Origin of the sequence: Streptomyces fumanus, assembly GCF_014655295.1 — a bacterium.
In the GTDB taxonomy this organism is placed as follows: Bacteria; Actinomycetota; Actinomycetes; order Streptomycetales; family Streptomycetaceae; genus Streptomyces; species Streptomyces fumanus.
This window is the reverse complement of the sequence record NZ_BNBI01000001.1, coordinates 498,368-520,861: the sequence shown is the minus strand read 5'-3', so window position 1 is coordinate 520,861 and position 22,494 is coordinate 498,368. Positions and strand designations below refer to the sequence as shown.

The following is a 22,494-nucleotide window of genomic DNA, read 5'->3' as shown; positions in this document are numbered from 1 at the left end:
TTCCCCCTCTTGCGGAGCTTCTCCGTGTCACTTCTTGACGCGAACGGTCTTGGTCGACCGGGTTTCGAGAGTCATCTCGTCGGCCTCCTCCACCTTCGCCTTCAGTCGCACAGTACCTGCCACGGCGTCGACCACGTCCACCACCTTCGCAAGCAGTTTCGCAGTATCCGCGTTCCCGGAGGCGCTCGCCAACTGGACCGCGCGGCCCAGTTTGGCGGTCGCTCCGTCGATATCGCCCGCTTTGCGGAGGTCGAGCCCCTGCTGGATGGCCTGGGCCAGTTCGGCCTGCCCGGTGTAGTGGGCGACCTGGGGGTTGATCGAGGTGGAGGCGGCCATGTCGTCCGTCCACACCGCCCGTACCAGGCCCTGGGCGCCCAGGTTCTGCACCGTGCCGTCGGGGTGGGGGATGACCAGGGAGACCCGGGCGGCCAGCATCTCCTGGCCGAGGGCGGCGGCGGGGACCTCCACGCAGATGTGGTAGTCCCGGGACTCGTCGCCCCAGGAGCCGGTGGGGTAGTCGCCGGCCCGGGGGCCGGACTCGGCGCGGCGGCCGGTCAGTTCCTCCACCGTCGGCGCGACCTGCTTGACGAACCGCACGGTGGCGCCGGCCGGCGTCCACAGCCGCAGCGCCACGTCCGCGACCTCCTTGCCCATGGCCGTCTCCATCATCTGCGCGAAGTCGGCGGCGAGACCGGCCGGGTCGGCGACGATGTCGGCGGTGCCGAGCAGCGCGGAGGCGATGCCGGTGACCTCCTTCACCTCCCAGTCGGTGCCCACGCCTCTCGCGTCGCAGGTGAACCGACCGGCGCAGGCGTCCAGGGCCGCCCGCAGCGCCTCGGGAGACTCGTGCTCGTTGCGGCCGTCGGTGAGCAGGATGCCGTGCCGGATGGCGACGTCCGCCGAGTTCAGCAGCCGGTCGGCGAGCCGCAGCCAACTGCCGATCGCCGTGCCGCCGCCCGCGCTGAGCTTGCGCAGTGCCTGCTTGGCCTGCTGCCGGGTGGTGGCGTCGGCGGTGGCGAGCCGCCCGCCGCCCGGGTAGACCTCCTTGGCGACGTGGGTGCCGCCGATCACGCAGAAGTGCACCCCGTCGCGCAGGGTGTCGATGGCGGCGGCCGTGGCGTCCCGGGCGTTGCGCATCTTGGTGGGCGGGTAGTCCATCGAGCCCGAGCAGTCCACCATCAGCGCCACCGCCGCGGACGGGCCCTCGCCGGGCGAGTACAGGTGGGGCGCGGCGACCGCGCTCCCGACGGTGCCCCCGCCGGTCGCGGAGACCGTCACGATCGCGTTGACCTCGCGCCCGCCCTCCGGCAGGTACTCGTTCTGGTAGACGTCCACCGAGAAGCGAGGCACGTCGGATTTCGAGAAATTGGCCATGCCGGTTCGTATCCCCCTCTACGATGTCCCCGCCGGCCGGCGGGGACCTGGCGGTCCGGGCCGCCCCCGCGGCCCGCGAGGCCCCCCCGTGAGTGCTACGCGGCCTCAGGCCGATCCTGCCCCCTGCGGCGCGGCCGGGAACGGCACCACGGCCACTGTTACGTTGTCGTGCCCGCCGCCGTCCAGGGCGTGGCCGACCAGGACCCGGGCGCTGTGCAGCGGACGCGCGACGGCGTCCAGGGGGACGATGCCGGCCATCTCCTCGGCCGCCTCGGCGTAGTTCCACAGGCCGTCGGTGCAGACCACGACCACGCCCGGCCGGTCGGGCTTGAAGGACGCGGTGTGCGGCTCCAGTTCGTAGGCGTCGGCGCCGAGCCAGCCGGTGATCGCGTGGGCGCGCTCGTCGGCGTACGCCTCTGCCTCGTTCATCAGGCCGGCGGCGACCATCTGGGCGGCCCAGGAGTCGTCCTCGGTGAGCCGGGCGGGGGGCGCGGCGCGGTCCACCGGCACCCAGTAGACGCGGCTGTCGCCGACCCAGCCGACCACCAGCAGCCCGGCGGTGACCACCGCGCCGACGAGGGTGCAGGCGGGGGCGTTGGTGTGCTCGGCGTGTTCGCGGGCCGTGGCGGGCTCGCGGGCCAGGGAGTTGACGGCGTGCGCGGCGGCGACGATCGCGTCGTGCATGGCCTGCTGCGGATGGGTGCCCAGCGGCAGCGCGGCGAGCAGCGCCTCACTGGCCGCCCGGGACGCGGCCAGTGACGCCTCGTCGGGGCGGGTGGCCGAGGAGACGCCGTCGCAGACGATCGCCACCGAGGCGGGGCTGCCGTCGGGCAGCGTGGTGCGGCCGACGGCGAACGCGTCCTCGTTGCGGTGGTGGCGCAGGCCCCGGTCGCTGACCGCGGCGAGCGGGCCGCACTCCTGTTCCATGTGGTCGCGTTCGCGGGGCTGGGCGTGGCCGCAGTTCTCGCAGTAGCCGTCGTCGTCGACCCGGCCGGCCCGGCAGGCCACGCACACCGCCGTGGCGCCCCCCGGCACCGCCGCCGGTGCGGCGGCCGGGCGCGGGTCGGGCGCCTGGAGCGGGTACTCGTCCGGCTCCCGCGGCCGGTCGAACCGCACCCCGGCCGCCGCCTCCGCCCCCGGCCGCGTCTCCGGCTGGGGCTGGACGTGTCCGGGCACCGGGGCGGGCGCGGGCGGGGGCGGCGGCAGGACGGGGCCGGCGGGCGGCACGCCGTCCAGGGCGATGGTCGGGCTGTCCGACGGCCGTGCGGGCACGGCGGACAGGTCGTATCCGCACGCACCGCAGAAACGGTCACCCGATTCAAGGGGTTCCTCGCAACTCGGGCAGGCGGACAGCCGGGGCATCTGCGACATCTACTACACCCATGTCCGGGGGCGGTAACGATTGGCTCGTTCCACCAGGTCGATCCTCTCCTCGCCGCCCCGCGCCAGATGGGCCAGCGTGCGGTACGAACGCTCCAGCGCGAAACGCAGGCCCCGTTCGTCCAGGCCGCTGCCGAGCAGCGTCCGGCCCCCGGCGGCGGGCAGGGCGGAACCCTGGCCACCGGAGAGTACCCAGTCCAGCGCGCAGCCGAGGACTTCGGCCGACAACTGCTCCCGGCGCGCCGGATCCAGACCGTACGCGTCCAGCGCCTCGACCTGCCGCGCGGCGGCGGTGAGATCCTCCAGGAATGGTACGTCGGCGGCGAGCGGCGTCCGCTGCCGCAGCCGGGCCCGGACGGCGGCCATCCGCGCGGCCGTGCAGTGGATCGACGACTCCGGCACCGACTCCAGCGTCCGTACGGCACCGGTCCGGTCGCCGGTGGCCAGCAGCACCCGGGCCAGTCCGAAGGCGGCGCTGACGAAGCTCGGGTCGGTGGACCACACCAGCCGGTAGTACTCGGCGGCGTTGTCCAACTGGCCCAGCACCTCCGCGCACAGGCCGAGGGCCAGCTTGGGCGCGGTCTCGCCGGGGAAGGCGTCGTAGATCGCGTCGAAGGCGAGCGCGGCGCCCTCGTGGTCGCCGGTGACCAGGCCGGCCACGCCCCGGTACCACACCACCCGCCAGTCGTCGGGCCGTTCGTCCTCCAGCGCGCGCAGGTCGTCCAGCGCGGCCGGGGCCTCGCCCTGCTCCAGCCGGGCCCGCACCTGCCGCAGCCGGGTCTCCACCGACGCCGCCGGCGCGGCGGCCAGCGCGCCCAGCAGCTCCCCGGGCGCGGACGCCATCAGGCCCGCGAGGAAACCGGCATTGGGGTCCTGGGGGTCCACCCGGGGCACGGGCAGCGCGAGGGCGGCGAGCGGCACGTCGACGGGCTTGACCAGCCCGGGCGCGGCGCCGGTGCCGCCCGCGGCGGGTCCCGTACCCCCCGTCGCCCCGGCCGGTGTCCCGGTCGCGGCCGGTGTGACGGCCGGTGTGCCGTCCGGTGCCGGGTGCGGGCCGCCCGGCGTCAGCGCGGGCGGACGGCCGGCCGGAAGCACGGCGCCTCTCGCGCGCCCCCGGGTGCGCACCGCACGCGCCCCCAGCCGCGACACCTCGCCGTCCAGCTTGGGGAACAACTCGGTGTCCGGGACCCGCAGTTCCGGCCCGAACAGGGTGGACAGCGCCGGCCGGGCCCGCCCCGACTGCAGGGAGACGACCTCGCGCAGCACCCCCGTCAGTTGCTCGGCCATCTCCTGCGCGGAGGCGAACCGGCGGGCCGGGTCGGGGTCGGTGGCGCGGACCAGCAGCCGGTAGAAGGACTCGTACTGCCGGAACACCTCGATGGTGTCGGGGTCCGGCAGGGAGTCGGCGTACACCGTGGTGTAGCCCTGGAAGTCGAACGTCAGGACCGCCAGGGTCCGCCCCACCGTGTAGAGGTCGGAGGCGACCGACGGGCCGGCGTCCGCGACCTCCGGCGCCTGGTAGCCGACCGTACCGTAGATCGCGGACTCGTCGTCGTCCATGCGGCGCACCGCGCCCATGTCGATCAGCTTGAGCTGGTCCTCGGTCTGTATGGCGTTGTCGACCTTGAAGTCGCAGTACAGCAGGTTGCGGCTGTGCAGATGGCCGAGCGCCTCCAGCGCCTCGATGCCGTACGCGCACGCCTGCTCCACCGGCAGCGGGTCGCGCCGGCCCTCCGGGGTGCGCCGGGCGTTGGCGATCTCCTTGAGCGACTTGCCGCCGAGGTACTCCATCACGATGTAGCCGTCGAGGGAGCCGGTGCGCTGGTCGAGGTGCTCGACGAAGTTGTAGATCCGCACGATGTTGGCGTGCTCGATCTCCGCCAGGAACCGCCGCTCGGAGATGGCGGCGGCCATCGCGTCCTGGTCGCCGGTGTCCAGCAGGCCCTTGAGGACCACCCAGCGGTCGGCGACGGCCCGGTCCACGGCGAGGTAGATCCAGCCCAGCCCGCCGTGCGCCAGACAGCCGACCACCTCGTACTGCCCGTGCACCACGTCCCCGGCCGCCAGCTTGGGCACGAAGGAGTACGGGTGGCCGCACTTGGTGCAGAAGCCCTCGGTGCGCCCCGGCCGGTCACCGCGCGACCGGCCCACCGGCGCCCCGCAGTCCGAGCGCGAGCAGAACCGCTTGCGCTCGGGCACCTCCGCGCGGTCCAGCACCATCGAGCGCGGGTCGGGCCGCGGGATCGGCGGGACCTGCACCAGGCCGGCGCCCAGCTTGCCGTGCGTGCCCGGACCGGCGGCCGAGCCCGAGCTGCGCACCGACACCGAACGGCTCGTCGCCCGGCCCGACAGGGCGCGCGAGAGCCGCCCCGACACCGACCGCCGCGACTTCGACGACTGCGAGGACGACCCCGGGCCCCGGCCGCCGGAACCGCCGCTGCCGCCGCCGGAGCCCCGGGACCCCCGCGAGCCCCGGCCGCCGCCGGTGATCCCGGTGGGCGCCGAGCCGACCGCGCCGGACGCCGACACCACCGGCGCCAGCCCGCAGGTGTCGCAGTACAGCTCGCCGCCGCCCACGTCCTCGTAGCGCCCGTCGCAGTCGGGGCGCTGACACGCCCCCCGGGCCTCGGTCATGACGCCGCCTCCCCCTGCTCCCTCACGCGCCCGGCCTGGTGGAGCCGAGCAGCTCCGCCGCCGCCCGCTGGTAGCGCAGCACCGCCTCCTCGGCGACCCGCAGGTCGCAGGGGGCGCTCCACAGCATCCGGCGGGCCTTCTCGTACTTCTCGACCAGCTCGGGGTCCTCCGCGAGCCCGTGCCGGGCGACCTTCGCCTTGTACGCGTCGAGCCGGCCGCGCAGCTCCGCGCGGACCGCGAGCGGCGCGGTGACGGCGGTCAGCGACTCGCGGGCCCGCAGCAGTTCGTCCTCCGCCTTCTGCTCCAAGGACTCCAGCAGCGGCGAGAGCCGGTTCCACTGCGCGGTCCTGCGGTACTCGGCGGCCGCCGCCAACTGCTCCTGGAGCGCGGTCGGCGGCCCGCTGACCGGCGGCACCTCGGTCGCCGCGATCTTCGCCAGCACCTCGCCGCGCGCGGTGCGGGCCTCGGCCAGGGTGCGGTCCGCGCGGGAGAGCACGTCCCGCAGTCTCACGATCCGCTGCTCCGCGTCCTGACGGACCGTCAGCACCGCGTCGATCTCCCGGCGCACGTCCTCCAGGGCGCGGGCCTCCCGGTCGTACACCGTGGTGTCGGGCCGGCCGCCGCCGGGGGCCGAACTGCCCTCGCCGGGCAGCCAGTACGCCAGCGGGTCGGCGATCACCTGCTCGCGCAGCCTGGTCAGGGTGCGGGTGATGCGCTCCAGGTCGTCGCCGGCCGGGTGCTCGCCGGGGCGGACGCCGACGGAGTGCGCGAGGCGGCGGGTGCGCTGGAGTTCGGCGGCGAGCAGGTCGATCCGGGCGGGCAGCGCCGACCAGACCGCGTCGGCGGCGACCACCACGTCCAGCGAGGACGCGTACAGCTCGTTCATCCGCTCCACCAGCGCGGCCAGCGAGAACCGCTCGCTCAGCCGCGCGCCCGGCCCCGCGGCGGCGCCCGGCACCGTGACGCACTCGCCGCGCAGCAGCTCGGTCAGCTCCACCAGGTCCTCGCGGCTGGACCAGCGGCGCCGGGCGCGGATCTCCCGCGCGGTGCGCAGCGCGCCGCTGTAGGCGTCGAAGTACGTCCACAGCAGCGTGATCGACGCCTCCGTGGCCGCCCAGCGGTCCCGGGTGACACCGGTCAGCTCGGCGCCTTCGAGCAGCCGGCGGCCCGCGTGGTCCTGGAGCGCCAGCAGCGAGGTCTCGACCGCCTCGTGCTCCGCGCCGAGCCGCGCCAGGGCACGGTCCACCTCGTCCCGGTCCAGCACCGGCCCGGTGGGTCCCGGGTCGCCCATCGATCACCTCTCGCTGCGGTTCGGTCGGTCGGCGGCCGCGGCCGCCCGGTTCAGCTCTTGCGCAGGTACCGCGGGTCCGGCGGTTCGTACTTCGCCGTGTCCCGGCCCAGTGTCTCCGACAGCCAGACGTCGTACGACCGCTGCCAGCCGCCGGTGGTGTCCGCGCGGAACTCCACCAGGATGCGGTTGACCCGGCGTACCAGATCGTCGGCGTCCTTCTTCATCGCCACGCCGTAGTACTCGGTCGTGAACGGGTCGCCCTTGAGCTGGACCGTGGGGTCCTGCGCGGCCTGGCTGGCGGCCAGCGCCCCGTCGGTGACCACCGCGTCCACCTCGCCGAGCTGGAGCCGCACCAGGCAGTCGAGCTGGTTGGGCACGGTCGTGCTCAGGTCGGCGGAGGCGACCAGATCGCCGTCGGCCCGGTCCTGCTCCAGGGTGCTGTACGCGGTCGAACCCGCCGCCGTGCAGATCTTCTTGCCGGCCAGCGACCCGTCGTACCCCGTGATCGGGGAGGACCGGGGGGCCAGGAGCTGCTGGCCGGTGCGGAAGTAGGGCGCGGAGAAGGCGACGTCCTTCATCCGGTCGCAGTTGATGGTCATGGTGCGCACCACCATGTCGACCCGGCCGTCCTGGATCGCCGGGATCCGCTGGTTGGTGGGGATCGCCTTGAACTGGACGGCGTCCGGGTCGCCGAGGATGTCCTCGGCGATGCGGTGCACCAGGTCGATGTCGAAGCCCTCCAGCTCGGCGGTGCCGCCGCTGTTGGGGTCGCGGTAGCCCCACCGGTAGCTGTTCTGGTCGACGCCGACGACCAGCTTGCGCTTCTCCCCGGTACGGGACTTGATCGCGTCGATGGTGGGGCCGTCGGCGGCGGACGGGGCGAGGGTCTGCTCCTCGGGGTCCGTGCACTCCTCGGCCCGGGTCTGGCTGCCGCGGGTGACGCCCGGCCCGCCGGTGCCGCCGGTGTCCCCGCCGTGCGACCGGGCGGCCGGCAGCAGCAGCGCGAACAGCACCGCCAGGGCGCAGACGACCGCCATGGCACCCACCCCGCCCCAGCCCCTCAGGCTGGCCCGCAGTCGTCGTGCACGCATCCTCGCCCCTCCTTCCGCGAGTCTCCCCGGTGCGCCGGTCACCGGTACTCCGACAGCCTGCGGCCGATGCCGAGGACCGCGCCGGCGGCGCCCAGCACCGCCAGGACGCCGGCGCCCACCGGCAGGCCGGTCATCGCGTCCAGGCCGTCGCCGGCCGCCCGCGCGAACTCACGTCTCTCGTGCTCCAGCGCCTCGGCGAGACGGGCGTCCACCCCGTCGAAGCACTCCACGGTGGCGCCCTCGTCGCCGATCACCTTGCGCAGCGCCTGCTGGTAGGCGCCGTTCTCGTCCGCCGCGCGGGCGGCCCGGTGGCGCTTCTGCCACTCCGTCATGTCGCCGGCCGCGGCGGCGACCGGCTTCCGGCCGGTGTCGTCGTCGGCGAGCCGCCCGGCGTCGGCCAGCTTCGCGGCGAGCGCCTTCATGTTCCGCTGGTAGTCGTAGTCGTAGGCGTCCAGCGCGGTGCCGTTCACCGTCCTGGTCTCGGCGCCGCGGGCGACCAGGGTGAGGTTCTCGTTGCCGCGGGCCTTCAGGGAGGCGATCCGGGCGTCGTGCAGCACGTTCAGCGAACGGACGCCGTGGTCGCGGGAGTCGTCGAGGTGGGCGCGGGCCACGGTGTGGCCGACGACCAGCCAGAGCAGCACCACGACGGTGGCGGCAGTGGCGGCCACCAGGCCGTGGTTGAGGACCCGGTTGGTGCGCCGGTAGGTGCGGAGCTGGGCCCAGCCCAGGGCGGCCAGGGCGAGCACGCCGAGCGCGACGGCGGCCCACGGGTAGGGCGTGGCGTCCGCGTAGTCGTCGCCCAGGCGGCGGTTCTCCGTGGTGTAGAGGTCCTCGGCCGCCGGGAGCATCTCCTTCTGCATCTTCTCGTTGGCGTAGCGCAGATAGGCGCCGCCGACCGGGAAGCCCTGGCGGTTGTAGGTGCGGGCCCGCTCGATCAGGCCCTTGTACTCCGGCAGCAGCCGGTTCAGCTCGGCGATGGTGGCCGCCGACGCGGACCGGGGGTCGGAGTTGGTGGCGGCGGTGACCAGGCCCGCCGCCGCGGTGCGGATGTCCTTCTCGTAGCGGTCGCGGGACGACTCGCTCTCCTGTCCGCCGGCCAGGAAGCCGCTGGACGCCGCCGTGTTGGCGTCGGCGAGGGAGCGGTAGATGTCGGCCGCGCCGGAGGACAGGGGCTGGCTGCGGTGCAGGACGTCGTCGGCGGCGTCGGCCCGCTCGGTGCTCTGCCAGGCGGTCACGGCACCGAAGGCGACGATCAGCAGGGCGAGCAGCGCGCCGATCAGCCGGAGCCGGCCGGGCTCGGTGACGGCCGCCGCCCGCAGCCGGTCCACGCCCTCGGCGAACGCGGTACGGCGCGGCGGCCCCGGTGCGGCGGCGGGCGCCGGGCCGGCCGGGTCCGGCGGGCCGGGCTGCGGCGGCACGGCCGGCAGCGTGGGCGTGCCGAGCGGTGGTGGCGGCGCGCTCGTCCTCGGCGGTTGGTTCACTGCTGACCTCCCCCATGGTCATCCGTCGCCGCCAGTATCGCCGCCCGGCACCGGCCCGCGCACCGGTTGCGACCCGAAGACGGCGGCGATCCCCGCGCCCCCGCACCACCCTGCCCATAGATACGCCGGGGGAACCGGTTCGGTTCCCCCGGGCGGACCGGCCCCGCGGGGCCCGGGCCTACTTGGCGGTGCCGGGCGGGATCGGCGTGCCGCTCCCCGGGGCCGGCGGAGTCAGCGGGGAGGCCGCCGCGGACTGCGGGGAGGAGGAGTTGGCGTAGGCGGAGGGCGCCGCGACGGCCGCCGTGGGGTCGGCGACGGTCTGCTCGGCCTCGTCGGCCGGGGCGGTGGCGCCGCCGACGATCGGGATGTCGGCCGCGTCGAACGCCCGCTTGATGCGCCAGCGCAGCTCGCGCTCGACGGTGAGGGACTTGCCGGGCATGGTCTTCGCCGACACCCGCACCACCATGGAGTCCAGCAGCACCGACTCCAGGCCGAGCACCTCGATCGGGCCCCACAGCAGCTCGCTCCAGGGGTCCTCCTTGGCCATCCGCTCGCCGACCGCGTCGAGCGTGGCCCGCACCCGGTCCAGGTCCTCGTCGGCCCGGACGGTCACGTCCACCCCGGCCGTCGCCCAGCCCTGGGAGAGGTTGCCGATCCGCTTGACCTCGCCGTTGCGCACGTACCAGATCTCGCCGTTGTCGCCGCGCAGCTTGGTGACCCGCAGCCCGACCTCGATGACCTCGCCGGAAGCCACGCCCGCGTCGATGGTGTCGCCGACGCCGTACTGGTCCTCCAGGATCATGAAGACGCCGGAGAGGAAGTCGGTGACCAGGTTGCGGGCGCCGAAGCCGATCGCCACGCCCGCGACACCGGCGGAGGCCAGCAGCGGCGCCAGGTTGATCTCGAACGTGGCCAGCACCATCAGCGCCGCGGTGCCCAGGATCACGAAGCTCGCCACCGAACGCAGCACCGACCCGATGGCCTGGGAGCGCTGCCGGCGCCGCTCGGCGTTGACCAGCAGCCCGCCCAGCGCGGTGCCGTCGACCGCCTGCACGGTGCGGTTCATCCGGTCTATCAGCTTGGTGATGCCGCGCCGCACCACCGCCCGCAGCACCGCCGCGATCACCACGATCAGCAGCACCCGCAGGCCGATCGCCAGCCACGTCGACCAGTTCTGCTCGACCCAGCCGGCCGCGTTGGACGCGCTCTCCTGGGCGTCCTTGAGGGTGGGCACGACCGGCGCCGTCGAGGACGGCGACGGCGACGGGGACGGCGAGGAACCGGCGGCCTTCACGACGGCGGCGGACAGCGACACGGCGGGTACCTCCAGGAGCAGCGGCCCGCCCCCGGCACGGGTCCAAGGTCACGAAAAGGTCACCGGACGGGCGGAACCACCACACTAACGGGGCATGATGTGCGGTTCGGTGTGATGTGCGGAGAAGAGACGGCACTCACCCGCGCTTGAACAGGTCACGCGCCGGGGGATGCATCAGATGTGGTCGAAAACACTCCCAGCCCGTTACCGGGACATGGTGGCGCGTGAGTCGGCCATGAGGGGAGACTGACTACGGATCGTCCCGGCGCGAGCCACGCGCCGCCGGCGTACAAGGAGGCATCCGTGCCGCACGTCCTGGTCCTCAACGCGTCGTACGAGCCGCTCGGCGTCGTACCGCTCCGCCGCGCGCTCGTCCTCGTCCTGGAGAACAAGGCCGTGTGCCTGGAGGAGTCCGGCGCCTATCTGCACAGTGCCACCGTCACCGTCCCCGCACCCAGCGTGGTCCGGCTCAAGCGATTCGTGCGGGTGCCCTACCGGGGGCCCGTCCCGCTCACCCGCCGCGCGCTCTTCGCCCGCGACGGCGGCCGGTGCATGTACTGCGGTGGCGTCGCAACCAGCGTCGACCACGTCATCCCGCGCAGCCGCGGGGGCAAGCACGTCTGGGACAACGTGGTGGCCTCCTGCCGCCGCTGCAACCACGTGAAGGCCGACCGCCACCTCGGCGAGATCGGCTGGCGGCTGCGCCACAAACCCGCCCCGCCCACCGGACTGGCCTGGCGCATCATCGGCACCGGCCACCGGGACCCGCGCTGGCTGCCGTATCTGCAGCCGTACGGCGCGGACGACGCCCTGGCCCGGATCGACGGCATCTCCGCCTGACCGGTCCGGGCCCTTCCACGTCCCGGCGTGCGGGGGCCCGGCCGGGAAGCCGCCCCCGGGAGAAGGGCAGGTGGGGCGGAACGTACCGGGCGTGACGGTCCGCACTTCCCGCCCCCGGGCACGTCTGCCGCCGCGTCCACGGGGTAGGGCTGCCATAGTCCGCCGAAGTCGCGCCCGACGAGGAGGCCCCGTGGCCGTGCCGACCCATCTGGTGTTCCCGCATCCCTGTGAACCCGTCGCGGACCGGTCCGCCGAACCGGAGGCACCGCTCACCAGCGAGCCGCCGCTGCCCGACGCCGAACCGCTCACCAGCGAGTCCCCGACCGCCGACGCCGTGCCGCTGACCAGCGAGTCCTCGCCCGAGCAGACGGCGGTCGTGCCGGAGCAGGGCACCGCCTCCTTCGCCGTACCGGAAGCGACGAGGCCGTAGTGGCGGCTCCCCGGCCGGCCGAGCCGCCCACCGAGGACCTCACCCGGCTCGCCGAACTCCACGGCGTCGCCGCCTCCTACCGACCGTCCCCCGACCGCACGGTCCCCGCCACCGCCACCGCGCTCACCCTCGCCCTCGCCGCCCTCGGCGTGGACGCCGGCGACCCCGCCGCGGTCCGCGCCTCGCTCGCCGCCCGCGAGGCGGAACTGGCGGCCCGGCTGCTGCCCCCCACCGTCGTCCACTGGAGCGGCGGCCCCGTGCCGGACGCCCTGGCCGCGCTGCCCGCGGGCACCCGGCTGCGGATCGACACCGAACAGGGCGAGACCCGGGCCGGCCCCGAGGACCTCCCGCCCGGCGTGCACCGGCTGACGGCCACCGCCCCCGACGGCCGCACCGCCCGCGCCCACCTCGTCGTCGCCCCGCCCCGGCTGCCCGCCCCGCCCGGCCGCTCCTACGGGCTGCTGGTCCAGCTCTACTCCCTGCTCTCCCGGCGCTCCTGGGGCATGGGCGACCTCGGCGACCTCGGCGAGCTGACCTCCTGGGCCGGCCGCGCCCTCGGCGCCGGATTCGTGCAGGTCAACCCGTTGCACGCGGCCGTGCCCGGCGCCCCCACCGACCCCTCCCCGTACCGGCCCTCCTCCCGCCGCTTCCCCGACCCGGTGCACCTGCGGATCGAGGACATCCCCGAGTTCGCCCACGTCACCGACCGCGACGAGGTCCGGGCGCTGTGGCAGCGCGCCGCCGGACTGCGCGCGGAGGTCCTGGACAAGGGCGCCCTCATCGACCGCGACGCCGTGTGGGCACTCAAGCGCGAAGCCCTGGAACACGTACGCCAGGTACCGCTCGGCCCCGGCCGCCGCGCCGCCTACTGCGACTACCTCGCCGCCCAGGGCCAGGCCCTGGAGGACCACGCCACCTGGTGCGCGCTCGCCGAGGTGCACGGTTCCGACTGGCACCGCTGGCCCGAGGCGCTCCAGGACCCGCGGTCCGCCGGGACCGCCCGCGCCCGCGCCGCGCTGATGGACCGGATCGACTTCCACTCCTGGCTGGCCTGGCTCACCGAGTCCCAGCTCACCGCCGCCCAGCGCGCCGCCCGCGAGGCCGGGATGCCGCTCGGCGTCGTCCACGACCTCGCGGTCGGCGTCCACCCCGGCGGCGCCGACGCCTGGGCGCAGCGCGAGCACTTCGCCGCCGGCATGTCGGTGGGCGCCCCGCCGGACGCCTTCAACGCCCGCGGCCAGGACTGGGGTCTGCCGCCCTGGCGCCCCGACCGGCTCGCCGAGTCCGGCTACGCGCCCTACCGCGACCTGCTGCGCGCCCTGTTCCGGTACGCCGGTGCGCTGCGCATCGACCATGTGATGGGCCTGTTCCGGCTCTGGTGGGTCCCCGAGGGCCACCCGCCCACCGAGGGCGCCTACGTCCGCTACGACGCCGAGGCCATGCTCGCCGTCCTCGTCCTGGAGGCGTCCCGCGCCGGGGCCGTGGTGATCGGCGAGGACCTCGGCACCGTGGAACCGGGGGTGCGCGAGACGCTCCGCGAGCGCGGCGTGCTCGGCACCTCGGTGCTCTGGTTCGAACGGGACTGGGAGGGCGACGGCCGCCCCCTGCCCCCCGACCGCTGGCGCGAGGACTGCCTGGCCACCGCCACCACCCACGACCTGCCGTCCACCGCGGCCCGCCTCACCGGCGAGCACGTCGAACTCCGCGACCGCCTCGGCCTGCTCACCCGCCCGGCCGAGGAGGAACGCGCGGAGGCCGCGGCGGACGCGGGGGAGTGGCTGGACCTGCTCGCCCGGCTCGGGCTGCTGCGCGGCACCGCCGACGGCACCGGCACGCCCTCCGAGGAGGCCGCGATCCAGGCCGTCCACCGCTTCCTGCTCGCCACCCCCGCCCGCATGGTCGGCGTCTGGCTGCCGGACACGGTCGGCGACCGCCGCCCGCAGAACCTCCCCGGCACCTCGGACGAGTACCCCAACTGGCGGCTGCCCGTCGCCGACGCCGAGGGCCGCCCGGTGACCCTGGAGGACCTCGCCGCCTCGCCCCGGCTGCACGCGCTGATCGAGGCGGTACGGGCGGGCGGCCCGGGGGGCTGAACCGCCGCGGACGGCACCCCGGGCGCGCGGCGCGCACCGGCGTTCGCTAACTTGGGCACGTGGACAAGAAGAACGCCCTGCGCGCCGGCACCCTGGCGGCCGGTACGACGCTGATGATGCTGCTCATGTCGTCCCCCGCGCTCGCGCTGACCCGCGACGACGGCGACGACCCCGGCACGGGCCTGAGCGTCATCGAGACGCTGGGCCTGTACGTCTTCGCCCCGCTCGTGCTGTTCGCGGTGATCGCCGGCCTCGTCCTGGTCCTCGACCGCTCGCAGGAGGCGCACCGGGTGACCAGCCGCAACATCCGCACCCGGGAGACCACGAAGGCCGACGCCAAGGGCTGATCCCGGCCCCGCCGCACGAGGCTCCACCGAGGCTCCGAAGGCTTCACCGAGGGCGCCCGCCCTGTCGTACGTACGCGCGCATCGCCGTACGTGCGCCACGGCGGGCGCCCTCGCGGCGTTCCGGGCCGGTGTTCTCGGGGCCGGTGTTCTCCGGGCCGGGTCCGGTCAGGGGTGCGGGGCGGTGAGGTAGCGCTGCACGGTGGGGCCCAGCCAGGCCACGACCTCCTCGTCGTGCAGCTCCACGGCGGCCGGGAAGCGCAGCACGAAACGGGTCAGCCCGAAGCCCAGCAACTGCGCCGCGACCAGGGCGGCGCGGGCCGGCACCTGCTCGGGGTCGGGGCAGACCCGCCGCACCGCCGGCAGCAACTGGTCGCGGAACAGGCCCCGGGTGCGCTCGGCCCCGGCCGGGTTGGAGGCGGCGACCCGGAACAGGGCGGTGAGCACCTCGTTCTCCCGCCACTGGGCGAGGAAGTGCCGCACCAGGGTCTCGCCGACGGTGGCGCGGGGGAGCGCGGCGAGGTCGGGGATCCGCAGGTCGACGGCGACGGCCGCGGCGAACAGGCCCTCCTTGCTGCCGTAGTAGCGCATCACCATCGAGGGGTCGATCCGGGCGTCCTTGGCGATGGCCCGGATGGTGGCCCGCTCGTACCCGTCGGCGGCGAACCGCTCGCGCGCCGCGTCGAGGATCGCGGCACGGGTGGCGTCGGAGCGGCGGGCGGCGGGGCCGGTGGGGCCGGTGGGGCCGGTGGGGCTCGTGGTGTCCGCGGGGGCGGTGCTGTCGGTCGGGGAGGGCATGTCGAGGAGCGTAGACCAACGGGTGATGGCCAACAAGTGTTGGCCAACAAGCGTTGACGCACCCTCGTCCACCCGCCTATCGTGACAACAAGCGTTGGCAACAACTGTTGGCAAACAACCGTTGGCACCCTCAGGAGGCCGCCACATGCACGCCACGCCGCACCCGCACCCGCACTCCCACCCCCAGCCTCACCCCGTGATCGTCGTCGGCGCCGGCCCCACCGGCCTGCTGCTCGCCGGTGATCTCGCCGCCGCCGGCGTCCCCGTCACCCTCGTGGAGAAGCGCCCCAGCGGCATCAGCAACCTCTCCCGCGCCTTCGGACTGCACGCCCGCAGCCTGGAGCAGCTCGATGCCCGCGGCCTCGCCGAGCCGCTGGAGGCGGTCGGCCGCCCCCTCGACCAGCTCCGCTTCTTCCATCTCAGCCTCGACTTCGCCGCCCTCCCCTCCCGCTTCAACCACGTCCTGGTCCTCCCGCAGTACGAGGTGGAGAAGGTGCTGCGGCAGCGGGCGGCCGAGGCGGGCGTCGAGTTCCGCTACGACACCGAGGTGACCGGACTGAGCCAGGACGCGGACGGGGTGACCCTCACCGTCCGCGGGCCCGGCGGGACCCCGGGCGAGCTGCGGGCGGCCTACGTCGTCGGGGCCGACGGCGTGCGCAGCGCGGTGCGGAACGCGGTGGGGCTGCCGTTCCCCGGCCGGGGCGTGATCCGGTCCGTGGTCCTCGCCGACGTACGGCTCGCCGAGGAACCGGCGGAGCGGCTCACCGGCGACTCCGTGCCGGGCGCGTTCGCCGTCATCGCGCCGTTCGGCGACGGCTACCACCGCGTCGTCGGCTGGCACCGCGGCCACAACGTCCCCGACAGCGAGCCCGTCGACCTGGACGAGGTCAAGGAGATCACCCGCCTGGTGATGGGCCGCGACTTCGGCATGCACGACCCGCGCTGGATCTCCCGCTTCCACAGCGAGGAGCGCCAGGCGCCCGCCTACCGGGTGGGCCGGGTCTTCCTCGCCGGTGACGCCGCGCACGTGCACAGCCCGGCCGGCGGCCAGGGCATGAACACCGGCCTGCAGGACGCGGCCAACCTGAGCTGGAAGCTCGCGGCGGTCGCGCACGGCCGGGCGCCCGAGCACCTGCTCGACACCTACCAGGCCGAACGCCACCCCGTCGGCAGGTCGGTGCTCCGCAGCAGCGGCGGCCTGATCCGCCTCGCGATGGCCCGGCGCCCCTGGACCCGGGCGCTGCGCACGGTGGCCGTCGCCGCCATGGACCACGCCGGCCCGGTCCGGCGCCGGGCGACCGGCCAGGTCACCGGCATCGGCTACCGCTACCCCGCCCCGCGCGGCGCCCACCGCCTCACCGGCGTCCGCGTCCCCGACGTGCGCTTCGCGGACGGCGGCCGGCTCTACGAGGCGCTGCGCGGCGGACGGTTCGCGCTGATCACCCCTCAGGCGTACGAGTACGGGGCCGCCCGCGCCGACCGGCTCGCGGTGCGCCGGTGGGCGAGCGACCGCCGTACGACCCTGCTGGTGCGGCCGGACGGGTACGCGGCCTGGGCGGCGGACGACGCGGACCAGCCGGCGATCGGTGCGGCCCTGGCCGCGCACGTGGCCTGACCCTCCGGACCTGCCGCCCGCAGCACGCCCCGGAAGCGGGAGCACTCCGGACGGGCCTGCCGTCCCGGGATCACCGGGACGGCAGGCCCGTCCCGGCCTACTTCGCCGCCGCGTCCGCCGCCTGCGCCCGCAGCGCGCGTTCCACGCCCGCGCGGGACTCCGAGACCAGGCGCCGCAGCGCGGCGTTCGGCTCGGCGGCGGACAGCCACGCGTCCGTCCTGGCGAGGGTCTCCTCGGACACCTGCACCGACGGGTACAGACCGACGGCGATCTGCTGGGCCATCTCGTGCGAACGGGACTCCCAGACGCCCTTGAGCACCTCGAAGTACCGGTCGGTGTACGGCGCCAGCAGCTCCCGCTGGTCGGTCTGGACGAAGCCGGAGATCACCGCCTCCTGCACGGCGTTGGGCAGCTTGTCGGACTCCACGACCGACGCCCACGCCTCCGCCTTGGCCTCCGGCGTCGGACGGGCCGCCCGCGCGGTGGCCGCGTGCCGCTCACCGGCCGCCGTGCGGTCCCGCTCGTACTCGGCGGCGATCTCCGCCTCGTCGAACCGGCCCACCGCCGCCAGCCGCTGCACGAACGACCAGCGCAGCTCGGTGTCGACGGCCAGCCCCGGCACGGTCTGGGACCCGTCGAGCAGCGCCTCCAGCAGGTCGAGCTGCTCGGGCGTGCGGGCCGCCGCCGAGAAGGCCCGGGCCCACGCCAACTGGTGGTCGCCGCCCGGCGCCGCCGCCCGCAGATGGGCGAGGGTGGCCTCGGTCCAGCGGGCCAGCAGCGTCTCGCGGGCGGCCGGGTCGGCGTACAGCTCGATGGCGAGCTTGACCTGGCGGTGCAGGGACTGCACGACGCCGATGTCGGACTCCTTGCCGATGCCGGACAGCACCAGGGAGAGGTAGTCGCGGGTGGCGAGTTCCGCGTCCCGGGTCATGTCCCAGGCCGACGCCCAGCACAGGGCGCGCGGCAGGGACTCGGCGAAGTCGCCGAGGTGCTCGGTGACGAAGGCCAGCGACGCCTCGTCCAGGCGGACCTTGGCGTAGGACAGGTCGTCGTCGTTGAGCAGCACCACCGCCGGGCGGCGGGTGCCGGCCAGCTCGGGTACGGCGGTCAGCTCGCCGTCGACGTCCAGTTCGACGCGCCGGACGCGGACCAGCTTGCCGCTCGGGTCGGGGTCGTAGGCGCCGACCGCGATGCGGTGCGGGCGCAGGGTGGGCTCGCCCTTGGCGCCGGCCGGGAGCGCCGGGGCCTCCTGCCGGACGGCGAAGGAGGTGATGACGCCGTCGGCGTCGGTCTCGATCTCGGGCCGCAGGACGTTGATGCCGGCCGTCTCCAGCCACGCCTTCGACCAGGTCTTCAGATCCCGCCCGGAGGTCTCCTCCAGGGCGCCCAGCAGGTCGGACAGGCGCGTGTTGCCGAACGCGTGCCGCTTGAAGTACGCCTGCACGCCCCGGAAGAACTCGTCCTCGCCGACGTACGCGACGAGCTGCTTGAGGACGGAGGCGCCCTTGGCGTAGGTGATGCCGTCGAAGTTGACGAGCACGTCGTCGAGGTCGCGGATGTCCGCCATGATCGGGTGCGTGGAGGGCAGTTGGTCCTGCCGGTACGCCCAGGTCTTCATGGAGTTGGCGAACGTGGTCCAGGAGTGTGGCCAGCGCGAGCCGGGCGCCGCGGCCTGGCAGGCGATGGAGGTGTAGGTGGCGAACGACTCGTTCAGCCACAGGTCGTTCCACCACTCCATGGTGACCAGGTCGCCGAACCACATGTGGGCCAGCTCGTGCAGGATCGTCTCCGCGCGGGTCTCGTACGCCGCGTCCGTCACCTTCGACCGGAACACGTACTGGTCGCGGATGGTCACCGCGCCCGCGTTCTCCATCGCGCCCGCGTTGAACTCCGGCACGAAGAGCTGGTCGTACTTCTGGAACGGGTACGGGTAGTCGAACTTCTCCTGGAACCAGTCGAAGCCCTGCCGGGTCACCTCGAAGATCGCGTCCGAGTCGAGGTGCTCGGCGAGCGAGGGACGGCAGTAGATGCCGAGCGGCACGCTCTGCCCGTCCTTCTCGTACACGCTGTGCACCGAGTGGTACGGGCCCGCGATCAGGGCGGTGATGTACGTCGAGATGCGCGGCGTCGGCTCGAACCGCCAGACGTTGCCCTCGGGCTCCGGCGTCGGCGAGTTGGAGATGACCGTCCAGCCCTCGGGCGCCCGCACGGTGAACTGGAAGGTCGCCTTCAGGTCGGGCTGCTCGAAGCTGGCGAAGACCCGCCGGGCGTCCGGCACCTCGAACTGGGTGTAGAGGTACGCCTGCTCGTCGACCGGGTCGACGAACCGGTGCAGCCCCTCGCCGGTGTTGGTGTACGCGCAGTCGGCGACGACCCGCAGCACGTTGCGGCCGGCCAGCAGCCCCGGCAGGGCGATCCGGTCGTCCTGGAAGACCTCGGCGACCGGCAGCGGGTCGCCGTTCAGCACCACCTCGTGGACGGCCGGGGCCACCAGGTCGATGAAGGTCTCCGCCCCCTGCTCGGCCACGTCGAAGCGCACCGTGGTCACGGACCGGTAGGTGCCGCCCTCCTGCGCGCCCGAAAGGTCGAGGTCGATCTCGTAGGCGTCGACGCCGATCAGCTTCGCCCGCTGCTGCGCCTCTTCGCGAGTCAGGTTTGTGCCAGGCACGCGGTCATCTCCTCGATATGTGTCGGTTGCGCCATCCTTCCATGTGCGGCGGGCCGAACGCGATGTCCGGATACCGCCGGTCAACGGCCCGGCCGGTGCCGAGCCTGGAAGGCATGAGCCACTACACCGCACACGCCATCCCCGCCCACGTCCTGAAGGAGCTGCGCGACCGCGACGACGCCGGCCGCCCGGCGGTCCCCGTCACCGACGAGGAGGGCGGCGCCCCGCTGCGTTGCTGCCTGCGCCACAGCGTTTCCGGCGAGTCGATCACCCTGGTGTCGTACGCCCCGCTGCGCCGCTGGGCGGCGGCCACCGGCGCCGACCCGGGCGCCTACGACGAGCAGGGCCCGGTCTTCGTGCACGCCGAGGAGTGCCCGGGACCGTCCGGGGCGGACCTGCCGTTCACCAACGCCCACCGGGTGCTGCGCCGCTACTCCGCCGAGGGCCGCATCCTGGGCGGACAACTGGTCGAGCGGGACTTCGCGGCGGCGCTCGACGAAGCGTTCGACGACCCGTCCGTGGCGTTCGTCCACGTCCGGGCCGTCGAGTACGGCTGCTTCTACTACGAGGTGACCAGGGACTAGCCGCCCGGCCCCGGGCCCTAGCCCTTCAGCTCGGCCGCCACCAGCTCCGCGATCTGTACGGCGTTCAGGGCCGCGCCCTTGCGCAGGTTGTCGTTGGAGACGAACAGGGCGAGGCCGTTCTCCACGGTCTCGTCCTGGCGGATCCGGCCGACGTAGGAGGGGTCCTGGCCGGCCGCCTGGAGCGGGGTCGGCACCTCGGTGAGGGCCACGCCGGGGGCGCCGCCGAGCAGCTCCTTGGCCCGCTCGACGCTGATCGGGCGGGCGAAGCGGGCGTTGATCTGGAGGGAGTGCCCGGTGAAGACGGGGACGCGCACACAGGTGCCGGAGACCTTCAGTTCCGGGATCTCCAGGATCTTGCGGGACTCGTGGCGGAGCTTCTGCTCCTCGTCGGTCTCGTACCGCCCGTCGTCCACGATCGACCCGGCCAGCGGCAGCACGTTGTACGCGATCGGCGCCACGTACTTGTGCGGCTCGGGGAACTCGGCCGCCGCGCCGTCGTGGGTCAGCTTCGGCGCGTCCTCGCCGACCTTCTTCACCTGCTCGAACAGCTCGTCGACGCCGGCCAGCCCGGAGCCGGAGACGGCCTGGTAGGTGGCGACGACCAGGGCCTGAAGGCCGGCCTCGGCGTGCAGCGGGCGCAGCACCGGCATCGCGGCCATGGTGGTGCAGTTCGGGTTGGCGATGATGCCCTTGGGGCGGTTGGCGACCGCGTGCGGGTTCACCTCGGACACCACCAGCGGGACCTCGGGGTCGCGGCGCCAGGCCGAGGAGTTGTCGATCACGACCGCGCCCTGCGAGGCGACCTTCTCGGCCAGCGCCTTGGAGGTGGCGCCGCCCGCCGAGAACAGCACGATGTCCAGGCCGGAGTAGTCGGCGGTGGCCGCGTCCTCCACCGTCACCCCGTCCAGGTCCTTGCCGGCGCTGCGGGCCGAGGCGAACAGGCGCAGCTCGGTGACGGGGAAGTCGCGCTCCGTGAGGATCCTGCGCATGACCGTGCCGACCTGTCCGGTGGCTCCGACGATTCCGACCCTCACGGCGACTCCCTTTCCTGGCGTGCGACCCTCCGGCCACCTGGCCGGGCCTTTTCCATCATGCGTCTCTCCCCCGGCCATGTGTCCAATCCATTGCCCGAGGGCTGGGACGCGGCGGCGCCCCGGCGCTCTGATGTGACGTACGCCACGTACTCCGGTGGGCGAACGTTTCCGCCCGCCGCGGCGTCATAGGGGAAACGCGGCGAGGGGAGGGGTGGCCGTGCTGCGCGGAAGGACCCGCCGTGGCCAGCAGGACGCCGTACGCGACGACCCGCTGGACGCGGCACAGGAACGCAGGGTGCGGGCGGTGCTCGCGCTCGGCGGAGTACCGCAGGCGGACCTGCCGGACGGGGTGCAGCAGGTCCGCCTGCGGCTGCTGGAGCGCGCCGCCAGCGGTCGCGGGGCACCGGAGAACGTCTCGGCGTGGGCGGCGGTGGTCGCCTCCAACCTCGCCATGGACTGGCACCGCGCCAAACGCCGCCAGGAGCGGATCGGGGAGCGCCTCGCCGCGCTCCGGCACAGCGACCACCCCTCCGGCGAGGAGACCAGCCTGCTCTCCCTCGCGGTCGCCCGGGGCCTGGACGAGCTGCCCGACATCCAGCGGCAGGTGGTCGTGCTGCGGTTCTTCGCCGACCTGCCGGTGCGCGGCATCGCGGCGGAGCTGGGCATTCCCGAGGGCACGGTCAAGAGCAGGCTGCACTCGGCGGTACGTGCGCTGCGCACCCGCCTGCACGAGGACGAGGTGGTGTGACATGGCCGCCGAGCACGAGGGACGCGTCCCCGTGGACGCGCTGATGGCCGCGATCACCGGGGAGGAACCGGCGCCCGGTGCCGGTGCCGGTGCCGGTACGGAGGCCGAGCGGCGGTCCGCCGAGGCGGACGTGGCGCTGCTGCGGGAGCAGTTGGGCGTCATCGGCCGGGCCCTGGCCGAGCCCCCGCCGCCCGCGCCGGCGCGGCCCGCGCCCGCCCGCGCCCCCCGGCGGCGGCGCCGGAGCCCGCACATCGCGTTCGGGGCGCTGGCGGTGGCCTGCGCCGGGATGTTCGTGGCCGGTCTGGGCTGGCTGGCGGCGCAGGGCGGCGGGGCCGGGGCCGCCGACGACGCGGCCGGCAGCAAGGCGGAGGCGACCGCCGGGCAGGACGCCGGGACGGTCTTCGGCAGCGCGGGCTATCTGGCCTGCGCCCGGCTGGTCGCGGAGGGCACGGTGACCGCCGCCGAGCCGGTACCGGGACGGGGACAGCACCGGATCACCCTGCGCGTCACCCGGTCCCACAAGCCCGCCCGGTCCGGGCGCGAGATCACCTTCGTCCTGGACGACGCGATCGCCCGTCTCCACCCGGGGGAGCACGCCCTGATCGGCCTCCCCCGGCACGGCACCGCCGCGGACGCCGTGGTCACCGGAGCGCGGGCGGTCGCCGCCGAACGCCCCCGGATCACCGCCGCCCTGCCCGAGTCCCGCACCCTGACCTGCGACTGAGGGGCGCGGATACGGCAAAGGGGCGGGCGCCGGGCGCCCGCCCCCCTGGT

18 protein-coding genes are annotated in these 22,494 nt (G+C 74.6%); 8 read left to right on the top strand and 10 right to left on the bottom strand.

What is annotated here, in order from left to right; translation table 11 throughout:
- Positions 1-27: 27 nt before the first annotated feature.
- The 7 genes from IE316_RS02210 to IE316_RS02180 all read right to left on the bottom strand — a co-directional run bounded on the left by IE316_RS02210 (position 28) and on the right by IE316_RS02180 (position 10,566).
- Positions 28-1,374, bottom strand: coding sequence for a VWA domain-containing protein (locus tag IE316_RS02210; protein WP_190202353.1), 1,347 nt, complete (start codon positions 1,372-1,374; stop codon positions 28-30).
- A 105-nt stretch (positions 1,375-1,479) separates the two neighbouring features.
- Complete coding sequence (locus tag IE316_RS02205) at positions 1,480-2,745, bottom strand: PP2C family protein-serine/threonine phosphatase (RefSeq protein ID WP_190202352.1); 1,266 nt, start codon at positions 2,743-2,745, stop codon at positions 1,480-1,482.
- A gap of 3 nt (positions 2,746-2,748) precedes the next feature.
- Entirely contained in the window at positions 2,749-5,388 is a 2,640-nt protein-coding gene (locus IE316_RS02200; protein WP_190202351.1) for a serine/threonine-protein kinase, read from the bottom strand.
- A gap of 22 nt (positions 5,389-5,410) precedes the next feature.
- Complete coding sequence (locus IE316_RS02195) at positions 5,411-6,679, bottom strand: hypothetical protein (RefSeq protein ID WP_190202350.1); 1,269 nt, start codon at positions 6,677-6,679, stop codon at positions 5,411-5,413.
- A 50-nt stretch (positions 6,680-6,729) separates the two neighbouring features.
- On the bottom strand, positions 6,730-7,770 hold the full coding sequence (locus IE316_RS02190; protein ID WP_190202349.1) for a glutamate ABC transporter substrate-binding protein: 1,041 nt from the start codon (positions 7,768-7,770) through the stop codon (positions 6,730-6,732).
- A gap of 38 nt (positions 7,771-7,808) precedes the next feature.
- Entirely contained in the window at positions 7,809-9,197 is a 1,389-nt protein-coding gene (locus IE316_RS02185) for a GlnX family signal transduction membrane protein (protein WP_229910176.1), read from the bottom strand.
- Between the two features lie 232 nt (positions 9,198-9,429).
- A complete protein-coding gene (locus IE316_RS02180; protein WP_190202347.1) occupies positions 9,430-10,566 on the bottom strand; it encodes a mechanosensitive ion channel family protein in 1,137 nt (378 codons plus the stop codon).
- Between the two features lie 303 nt (positions 10,567-10,869).
- Between IE316_RS02180 and IE316_RS02175 the strand changes: the two genes are divergently transcribed.
- The 4 genes from IE316_RS02175 (at position 10,870) to IE316_RS02160 (ending at position 14,276) form a co-directional block, all read left to right on the top strand.
- Positions 10,870-11,406 carry an HNH endonuclease gene (locus IE316_RS02175; protein WP_053763139.1) on the top strand — a complete coding sequence of 179 codons (537 nt, stop codon included), beginning with the start codon at positions 10,870-10,872 and terminating at the stop codon, positions 11,404-11,406.
- A gap of 190 nt (positions 11,407-11,596) precedes the next feature.
- On the top strand, positions 11,597-11,836 hold the full coding sequence (locus tag IE316_RS02170) for a hypothetical protein (RefSeq protein ID WP_190202346.1): 240 nt from the start codon (positions 11,597-11,599) through the stop codon (positions 11,834-11,836).
- On the top strand, positions 11,836-13,929 hold the full coding sequence (malQ, locus tag IE316_RS02165; RefSeq protein WP_190202345.1) for a 4-alpha-glucanotransferase: 2,094 nt from the start codon (positions 11,836-11,838) through the stop codon (positions 13,927-13,929). The genes IE316_RS02170 and malQ overlap by 1 nt, the downstream gene beginning before the upstream one ends.
- Positions 13,930-13,988: 59 nt before the next feature.
- Positions 13,989-14,276, top strand: a complete 288-nt coding sequence (locus IE316_RS02160; protein ID WP_190202344.1) for a hypothetical protein — start codon at positions 13,989-13,991, stop codon at positions 14,274-14,276.
- A gap of 165 nt (positions 14,277-14,441) precedes the next feature.
- On the opposite strand, the gene IE316_RS02155 is transcribed toward IE316_RS02160, so the two are convergent.
- Positions 14,442-15,071 carry a TetR/AcrR family transcriptional regulator gene (locus IE316_RS02155; RefSeq protein ID WP_190202343.1) on the bottom strand — a complete coding sequence of 210 codons (630 nt, stop codon included), beginning with the start codon at positions 15,069-15,071 and terminating at the stop codon, positions 14,442-14,444.
- A 145-nt stretch (positions 15,072-15,216) separates the two neighbouring features.
- Between IE316_RS02155 and IE316_RS02150 the strand changes: the two genes are divergently transcribed.
- Positions 15,217-16,686, top strand: a complete 1,470-nt coding sequence (locus tag IE316_RS02150; RefSeq protein ID WP_190202342.1) for an FAD-dependent monooxygenase — start codon at positions 15,217-15,219, stop codon at positions 16,684-16,686.
- A 97-nt stretch (positions 16,687-16,783) separates the two neighbouring features.
- Here the strand turns inward: IE316_RS02150 and pepN are convergent, their stop codons facing one another.
- Positions 16,784-19,354, bottom strand: a complete 2,571-nt coding sequence (pepN, locus tag IE316_RS02145) for an aminopeptidase N (RefSeq protein ID WP_190202341.1) — start codon at positions 19,352-19,354, stop codon at positions 16,784-16,786.
- 113 nt (positions 19,355-19,467) lie between these two features.
- Here pepN and IE316_RS02140 point away from each other — a divergent pair, with 113 nt between their 5' ends.
- Positions 19,468-19,938, top strand: a complete 471-nt coding sequence (locus IE316_RS02140; RefSeq protein ID WP_190202340.1) for a DUF1203 domain-containing protein — start codon at positions 19,468-19,470, stop codon at positions 19,936-19,938.
- 17 nt (positions 19,939-19,955) lie between these two features.
- Here IE316_RS02140 and IE316_RS02135 read toward each other — a convergent pair whose 3' ends face one another.
- Complete coding sequence (locus tag IE316_RS02135) at positions 19,956-20,972, bottom strand: aspartate-semialdehyde dehydrogenase (RefSeq protein WP_190202339.1); 1,017 nt, start codon at positions 20,970-20,972, stop codon at positions 19,956-19,958.
- 217 nt (positions 20,973-21,189) lie between these two features.
- On the opposite strand from IE316_RS02135, the gene IE316_RS02130 reads away from it, so the two are divergent.
- Together IE316_RS02130 and IE316_RS02125 are read left to right on the top strand one after the other, a co-directional pair.
- Positions 21,190-21,720, top strand: coding sequence for an RNA polymerase sigma factor (locus IE316_RS02130; protein ID WP_190202338.1), 531 nt, complete (start codon positions 21,190-21,192; stop codon positions 21,718-21,720).
- Between the two features lies 1 nt (position 21,721).
- Complete coding sequence (locus IE316_RS02125) at positions 21,722-22,444, top strand: hypothetical protein (protein WP_190202337.1); 723 nt, start codon at positions 21,722-21,724, stop codon at positions 22,442-22,444.
- Positions 22,445-22,494 lie beyond the last annotated feature (50 nt).

What these genes read in the sequence shown, in the direction of transcription:
- IE316_RS02210 (WP_190202353.1), bottom strand. Translation starts at nt 1,374, where the DNA reads ATGGCCAATTTCTCGAAATCCGACGTGCCTCGCTTCTCGGTGGACGTC.
- IE316_RS02205 (WP_190202352.1), bottom strand. Translation starts at nt 2,745, where the DNA reads ATGTCGCAGATGCCCCGGCTGTCCGCCTGCCCGAGTTGCGAGGAACCC.
- IE316_RS02200 (WP_190202351.1), bottom strand. Translation starts at nt 5,388, where the DNA reads ATGACCGAGGCCCGGGGGGCGTGTCAGCGCCCCGACTGCGACGGGCGC.
- IE316_RS02195 (WP_190202350.1), bottom strand. Translation starts at nt 6,679, where the DNA reads ATGGGCGACCCGGGACCCACCGGGCCGGTGCTGGACCGGGACGAGGTG.
- IE316_RS02190 (WP_190202349.1), bottom strand. Translation starts at nt 7,770, where the DNA reads ATGCGTGCACGACGACTGCGGGCCAGCCTGAGGGGCTGGGGCGGGGTG.
- IE316_RS02155 (WP_190202343.1), bottom strand. Translation starts at nt 15,071, where the DNA reads ATGCCCTCCCCGACCGACAGCACCGCCCCCGCGGACACCACGAGCCCC.
- IE316_RS02150 (WP_190202342.1), top strand. Translation starts at nt 15,217, where the DNA reads ATGCACGCCACGCCGCACCCGCACCCGCACTCCCACCCCCAGCCTCAC.
- IE316_RS02140 (WP_190202340.1), top strand. Translation starts at nt 19,468, where the DNA reads ATGAGCCACTACACCGCACACGCCATCCCCGCCCACGTCCTGAAGGAG.
- IE316_RS02125 (WP_190202337.1), top strand. Translation starts at nt 21,722, where the DNA reads ATGGCCGCCGAGCACGAGGGACGCGTCCCCGTGGACGCGCTGATGGCC.